Source organism: Streptomyces sp. SID14478 (assembly GCF_010548525.1).
GTDB lineage: Bacteria > Actinomycetota > Actinomycetes > Streptomycetales > Streptomycetaceae > Streptomyces.
Map to the genome: position 1 here is coordinate 1 of NZ_JAAGMG010000557.1, position 6,608 is coordinate 6,608.

Sequence of the window (6,608 nt, forward strand, 5' to 3'; positions counted from 1 at the left end):
TGACCGGCGCCGCCGTGCCCGCCGCCCCGGCGATCAGGCCCGCCGACGCCGGGGCGGCGACCTGGCCCAGGCGGTTGCCGGTCAGCCGCAGCGCGAGGGCCGTGGAGCGGGCGCCGGGCGGGGCGGCCTGCACGACCGTCGTCATGGACAGCGGCTGTCCGACGCCGAGGCAGAACCCGAGGACGATCAGCATCGCGCCGAGTACCCCGACGGGGACGGGAAGGGCGATGCCCGCGCAGAGCAGCGCGGCCAGCAGGCAGGTCGTGGTGATCAGGGTGGCGCGGCCCAGCCAGTCGATGAGCGGGGTCATCACCAGACGGCAGGCGACCGTCGCGCCCGCGCGCAGGCTGAGCAGGCCCCCGACGACCGACGGCGCGATGCCCCGGTGCTCGCCGACGACCGGCAGGTACGCGGTGAGGATGTCGGTGGCCGACAGGACGGCGAGGCTGATGAAGATGCCGCCGGGGACGCCGCGGCTGCGCAGGATGCGGCGTACGGGGACGGGCGGTGCGCTCGCCGTCGGTTGCGCGCCGGTCGGCGCCCGGCGGAACTCGATGCGCCACAGCGAGGTCAGCGCGAGCGCGCACCCGCCCGCCGACACCAGCAGGGCGAGCGCGCTGGTGCCCGCCATGTCCGCGCTGTCGATCAGTGCGCCGGCCGCGAGGGGGCCGACGAGCTGGCCGAGGGAGGCGCCGATGGTGAAGTGGCCGAAGTTGCGGTCCTGTTCGTCGGGCGCGGACTGCCGGGCCACGATCGACTGGGCGCCGATCACGAAGCAGAGGTGGCCGAGGCCCATCACACCGCTCCAGGCGGCCATCGCCACCAGGGAGCCGGCGAGTCCGCTGAGCGCGCAGCCGCCGGCGATGAGCACGACGCCGACGGGCAGCAGCGGCGCGCACCGGCCGTGATCGGTGCGCCGTCCCAGCGGTACCGCGGCGAACAGCGGCAGCAGTGCGTAGACACCGGCGATGACGCCCACGGCCCGCTCGTCGGCGCCGAGCGCGAGCGCCCGGTAGGAGACGGCGGGCCGCGCCATCGACACCGCCGTCTGCGCGAAGCTGAAGGCGAGGACGAGGCGCAGCAGCCACGTGCGGCTCATGCGGTCACACGATCCCGAACAGCAGACCCGCGCCGAGGACGACGAGCGCGGTCAACGCGGCCCATTTCACGGTGAACTTGGTGTGGTCGCCGAACTCCACCTTGGCCATGCCGACGAGCACGTACACCGCGGGGACCAGCGGGCTCGACATGTGCAGGGGCTGGCCGACGAGGGAGGCGCGGGCGATCTCCAGGGTGGAGACGCCGTGCGCGTTCCCGGCCTCGGCGAGGACGGGGACGATGCCGAAGTAGAAGCCGTCGTTCGACATGAAGTAGGTGAACGGGACGGAGAGCACGCCCGTGACGAGGGCCATGTGCGGGCCCATCCAGTCGGGGATGCCGCCCACGACCCACTTCGCCATGTGGTCGACCATGCCGGTGCCCTGCAGGACGCCGGTGAAGACGGCGGCGGCGAAGACCATGCCGGAGACGTTGAGGACGTTCTCGGCGTGCGCGCCGATGCGGGCCTTCTGGTCCTGCATGTGCGGGAAGTTGACGGAGAGGGCGAGCGCGGCGCCGAGGATGAACAGGACCGGGATCGGCAGCAACTCCATGATCATGGCGGTCAGGAGGACGACCGTGAGCAGCGCGTTGAACCAGTACAGCTTGGGGCGCAGGGTGGCGCGGTGCGGGTCGAGGCCGGAGAAGGTCTCGCCGTCCTCGTTCTCGTACGCGGCGGCCGCGTGGTCGCCGCCGCCGGTGCCCTTCGCGGCGCCGCCGCCCGTGCCGACCAGGACCTTCTCGTCGGCGGTCTCCGTGACCGCCTCGTCCAGGGACAGGTAGCCGAGCCGCTTGCGCTCGCGGCGCCCGAGGACGTAGGCGAGGACCAGGACGCAGACGAGTCCGGCGGCGAGCGCGGGGATCATCGGTACGAAGATGTCGCTCGCGTCGACCTTGAGGGCCGTGGCCGCGCGGGCCGTCGGGCCGCCCCAGGGCAGGGTGTTCATGACGCCGTTGGCGGTCGCGGCGACACCGGTCATCACGACGAGGCTCATCTTCAGGCGCTTGTACAGCGGATACATCGCCGAGACGGTGATCATGAACGTGGTGGAGCCGTCGCCGTCCAGCGAGACGATCGCGGCGAGCACGGCCGTGCCGACGACGATGCGCACCGGGTCGGCCTTGGCGAAACGCAGGATGCCGCGCACGATCGGGTCGAAGAGACCGACGTCGATCATCACGCCGAAGTAGATGATCGCGAACATCAGCATGGCGGCGGTGGGCGCCAGGTCGCCGATCCCGGCGATGACGTAGTCACCGAGGTGCGCTCCCTTGCCCACCAGTACGCAGAAGAGCGCGGGGATGAGCACGAGCGCCGCGATCGGCGACACCTTCTTCATCATGATCAGCACCAGGAAGGTGGCGATCATGACGAATCCGAGGATTGTCAGCATGGAGTGGGTTCCCAACGTTGCGTTCGCCGTTGAACTGCCGCCCGGGGGTGGCGGTCAGCGAGACGTTAGGGCCCGTTCATTTGCGTTAACAAGATGTTGACGCGTGAGCAATAAGCGCAAAACTCCAGGTCACAGCGGTTCCGACGGCGACGGCGGTGACGGCGGTGGCGCGGCGGGGCTCAGCCCTCGTCCAGCACCCGCGCCAGGTAGGCCCGCAGCAGCTCCCGTGTCTCCCCGATGATCCCCTCGTCCCCCGCCGGGTCGAGCCGGAACGCCAGACGGACCAGGGTGTCGGCGGATTCGACGGCGACGAGGAAGGTGCGCCGCAGGGCCGCGTCGGGGGTGCGGTGCAGGTGGGGGGCGAGCAGGTCGGTGAGGGTGTCGGCGACGCGGTGGTTGGGGTCGGCCGCGGGGTCGCCGACGGGGATCTGGGTGCCGAAGTCGACGAGGGAGAAGCCGGGCGCGGTGCGCTTCATCGCGAGGTACTCGTCGAGGACGGCGTCCATCGCCGCGCGCCAGTCCCCGGCCGCGAGGTCCGCGAGCCGTGCGGCGACGCGCTCCGCGTACCGTTCGAGGTTGCGCTGGGCGAGGGCGTCGACCATGTCGCGCTTGTTGCTGAAGAAGCGGTACACGGAGCCGATGGGCACGTCGGCGCGGGTGGCCACGGCCCGGGTGCTCAGGCCCTCGTAGCCCCCTTCGTCGAGGAGCCGTGCGCAGGCGTCGAGGATCCGGGTCAGTCGCTCGGCGCTGCGCTGCTGGACGGGCGCGCGGCGCAGGGACGGGGGGTGGGGCATGCCCGTCACCCTACGGCGAACCGTCGACGGCGGTGGGCGACGCCGTCTCGGCCCCGGAGGCGGTGAGGTCGGCGGTGGCCTCGACCGGCTTGCCGTCGACCGCCCAGACCGTGTGGTCGTCGGCGTACAGGCGGACGGTGAGGTGGTGGGTGCCGCGGGTGACGCGGTCCGCGGTGAGCCGGTGGTCGACGGTCCTGAGCCGGGCCAACCGGCGCCCGTCCAGGGAGAGTTGGGCGTACCCGCGGCCGTGCACGGCCTTCGCCGGGGTGCCCGCGGGGCTGAGGCGGAAGTCGCGGACGCGGATGCGCACGTCCCAGCCGGCGCCCGGGTCCGCGTCGGGTTCGACGGTGATGCCGACCTCCGGCGCGTCCTCCTCGGGTATCTGCCGGTACGGGCTGCCGTCGCCGTCGGTGCGGTCGATGACCTTGCCCACGTGTTGCGGGCCGCCGCCGTCGTCACCGCACCCGGCGAGCCCCGTCACCACCAGGGCGCAGGTCAGGAGGGCGGCGGCTGCGCGGGCGTGCGGCGTCGTCCTGGGCATGCTCGGGACAGTAGAGGAACGCTCACGTTCGCGGATCCCTCTCGGGGAGGACCCCGGGCGGACCTGAGGAGGACCCGGGAGGACCTCTTGCGCGGGGTGGCACCGAATCCTACGGTTGAGCATAGGAATCATGGTGAGGGGCGAGGGAGCGATGGCGATGAGCGGGGACGCACGCAAGACGGCCGAGGGCCTGACCTATCTGTCGGGTTTCGGGAACGAGCACGGGTCCCAGGCGGTGCCGGGGGCGCTGCCCGAGGGACGGAACTCGCCGCAGCGCGCCCCGCTCGGCCTGTACGCGGAGCAGCTCAGCGGCACCGCCTTCACCGAGCCCCGCGCGCACAACCGCCGCTCCTGGCTGTACCGGATCCGCCCGTCGGCGGCGCACCCGGAGTTCACGCGCGCCGACAACGGCGCGCTGCGCACCGCTCCCTTCACGGAAACCGTCCCCGACCCCAACCGGCGCCGCTGGAACCCGCTGCCCGCCCCCGCGCCCGGCACGGACTGGCTGGCCGGCCTGTGGACCCTCGGCGGCAACGGCGACGCGACGCAGCGCACCGGCATGGCCGTGCACGTCTACCACGCCGACACCTCGATGGACCGGGTGTTCAGCGACGCCGACGGCGAGCTGCTGATCGTGCCGGAGCACGGCGGGCTGCTGCTGCGCACCGAGTTCGGGCTGCTGGCGGCCCGGCCCGGCGAGGTCGCGCTGATCCCGCGCGGGGTCCGCTTCCGCGTGGAACTGCTCGACGCGAGCGCCCGCGGCTACGTGTGCGAGAACTACGGCGCGCCCTTCCGCCTGCCCGACCTCGGCCCGATCGGCGCCAACGGCCTGGCGAACGCGCGGGACTTCCGGGCCCCGGTCGCCGCGTACGAGGACGTCCAGGGGCCGGTCGAGGTCGTCAACAAGTTCTGCGGGAACCTCTGGACGGCCCACTACGACCACTCCCCGCTCGATGTCGTCGCCTGGCACGGCAACCACGTCCCGTACGTGTACGACCTGCACCGCTTCAACGTCCTCGGCACGATCTCGTACGACCACCCGGACCCGTCGATCTTCACGGTGCTCACGTCGCCGTCGGACACCCCGGGCCTCGCGGGGGTGGACTTCGTGGTCTTCGCGCCGCGCTGGCTGGTGGGCGAGGACACGTTCCGGCCGCCGTACTTCCACCGGAACGTGATGAGCGAGTACATGGGACTCGTCGAGGGCGCGTACGACGCGAAGGCGGAGGGCTTCGTGCCCGGCGGCGGCTCGCTGCACAACATGATGTCGGCGCACGGTCCCGACAGGGAGACCTTCGACCGGGCGAGCGCGGCCGAGCTGAAGCCCCAACGGGTGGACGACGGGCTTGCGTTCATGTTCGAGACGCGGTGGCCGATCACGGCCACGGCCCAGGCGGCCGGGGCGGCTCACTTGCAGCGCGGCTACGACGACGTGTGGAGCGGACTCCAGCGTCACTTCAGGGCCTAGGACCGCACATTGCATCGCGCCCCCGCGACCGGTACGGATAGCCCCGTGACGTCATTCGCCCCGGACTCGATCGTCCTGAACCGCAAGCTGCCGCTCTGGTATCAGGTGTCGCAGTCCCTGCGCGCCTCGATACTCGGGCGCTCGCCGCAGGACCCGCTGCGGCTGCCCACCGAGGAGCAACTGGCGGGCCACTACGGGGTGTCCGTGCTCACCATGCGCCAGGCCCTGAAGGAGCTGGAGGACGAGGGGCTCATCACCCGGCACCGGCGGCGCGGCACGTTCATCGAGCCGTCCGCCCAGCAGGGCGCGCCGGTACGCCTGCTGGGCTCGGTCGACGCGATCGTGGCGCAGCAGTCCGGGATGGTGACGGAGCTGCTCGGGCACGGCACGGTGCCGGTTCCCGTGGCGTACGCCGAACACTTCCCGGGGACGGGTTCCGTCGCGGCGTACCACCGGCTGCGCAGCGACGAGAAGACGGGCGAGCCGACGAACCACGCCCGCAACTACCTCCGTCCCGACCTGGGTGAGCGGGTCGACGTGGCGGACCTGGCGCGCTGGCCGATGACGAAGGTGCTGCGGGACGTGGTCGGCGTGCGCATCAGCCGGATCACGGACTCGGTGCAGGCGCGCCTGGCGGACCCGGAGACGGCCCGGCTGCTCCAGGTGCCGCTCCTCAGCCCGATCCTGCATTACACGGGCATCACCTACGACGAGGCGGGACAGGTCCTCGACGTGGCCGTCATCCACTACCGGGGGGACCGGTTCTCGTTCACGGTGACGCTGGATGCCCACTGACCTCGACCGCGGGCGTCGTACCATGCCGGGCGTGACGAACGACGGGCCGCACCTCGACGCCATGCCGCTCGCGGACCTCATGCCGTGGTCCGTGGCGCCCCTGCGCCTGGGCCGCGGCTGGCCGCTCGGGCCGGACGCCGCTTCGCTCAGGGCCCGTTGGGACACCTTCGTCGGCGCTTCCGAGGACCGGCGCGAGGCGCTGCTCGAACCGTCCCGCTCCCGCACCCTGCACTCCGCCGCGGCCCAACTCCCCGGCCAGCACACGGGAACCGAACCGCTGGCCCGCGCCCAGGGACCGTGCCCGGAGCCGGTGCGGGTGCTGCACGCGCCGTTCGACGAGCAGTGGCTCATCCCGGACCAGCGGCTGATCGACGCGGCCCGGCCCGAGCTGTGGCGGGTGGCGGACGCCCGGCAGCTGTTCCTCGTGGAGCAGGGGTACGTGCCCGGGGCCGGCGGCCCCGCGGTGCTGGCCTGCGCCGTGCTGCCACAGGGCCGCTCCCCCGCGGGGCGGCCCGGCC

General features: G+C 72.5%; 7 protein-coding genes. 3 read left to right on the forward strand and 4 right to left on the reverse strand.

The window, feature by feature from the left end; translation table 11 throughout:
* From G3I40_RS18450 to G3I40_RS18465, 4 genes are all read right to left on the reverse strand, one after another.
* A partial coding sequence (locus G3I40_RS18450) for an MFS transporter (RefSeq protein WP_164303238.1) occupies positions 1 to 1,099 on the reverse strand: 1,099 nt, incomplete at its 3' end.
* A 4-nt stretch (positions 1,100 to 1,103) separates the two neighbouring features.
* Entirely contained in the window at positions 1,104 to 2,492 is a 1,389-nt protein-coding gene (locus G3I40_RS18455) for a CitMHS family transporter (protein ID WP_164303239.1), read from the reverse strand.
* Between the two features lie 179 nt (positions 2,493 to 2,671).
* The gene (locus tag G3I40_RS18460; protein ID WP_203644348.1) at positions 2,672 to 3,286 is read right to left on the reverse strand and encodes a TetR/AcrR family transcriptional regulator; all 615 of its coding nucleotides are present in this window, start codon (positions 3,284 to 3,286) and stop codon (positions 2,672 to 2,674) included.
* Positions 3,287 to 3,296: 10 nt separating this feature from the next.
* Positions 3,297 to 3,827, reverse strand: a complete 531-nt coding sequence (locus tag G3I40_RS18465) for a hypothetical protein (protein ID WP_164303241.1) — start codon at positions 3,825 to 3,827, stop codon at positions 3,297 to 3,299.
* 157 nt (positions 3,828 to 3,984) lie between these two features.
* Here G3I40_RS18465 and hmgA point away from each other — a divergent pair, with 157 nt between their 5' ends.
* From hmgA to G3I40_RS18480, 3 genes are all read left to right on the forward strand, one after another.
* Positions 3,985 to 5,295 carry a homogentisate 1,2-dioxygenase gene (gene hmgA, locus G3I40_RS18470; RefSeq protein ID WP_164303242.1) on the forward strand — a complete coding sequence of 437 codons (1,311 nt, stop codon included), beginning with the start codon at positions 3,985 to 3,987 and terminating at the stop codon, positions 5,293 to 5,295.
* 45 nt (positions 5,296 to 5,340) lie between these two features.
* Positions 5,341 to 6,090, forward strand: coding sequence for a GntR family transcriptional regulator (locus G3I40_RS18475; protein ID WP_164303243.1), 750 nt, complete (start codon positions 5,341 to 5,343; stop codon positions 6,088 to 6,090).
* A gap of 22 nt (positions 6,091 to 6,112) precedes the next feature.
* A partial coding sequence (locus G3I40_RS18480; RefSeq protein WP_343244955.1) for a type ISP restriction/modification enzyme occupies positions 6,113 to 6,608 on the forward strand: 496 nt, incomplete at its 3' end.

Coding starts and splice junctions, on each gene's coding strand:
- G3I40_RS18455 (WP_164303239.1), bottom strand. CDS start 2,492: ATGCTGACAATCCTCGGATTCGTCATGATCGCCACCTTCCTGGTGCTG.
- G3I40_RS18460 (WP_203644348.1), bottom strand. CDS start 3,286: ATGCCCCACCCCCCGTCCCTGCGCCGCGCGCCCGTCCAGCAGCGCAGC.
- G3I40_RS18465 (WP_164303241.1), bottom strand. CDS start 3,827: ATGCCCAGGACGACGCCGCACGCCCGCGCAGCCGCCGCCCTCCTGACC.
- hmgA (WP_164303242.1), top strand. CDS start 3,985: ATGAGCGGGGACGCACGCAAGACGGCCGAGGGCCTGACCTATCTGTCG.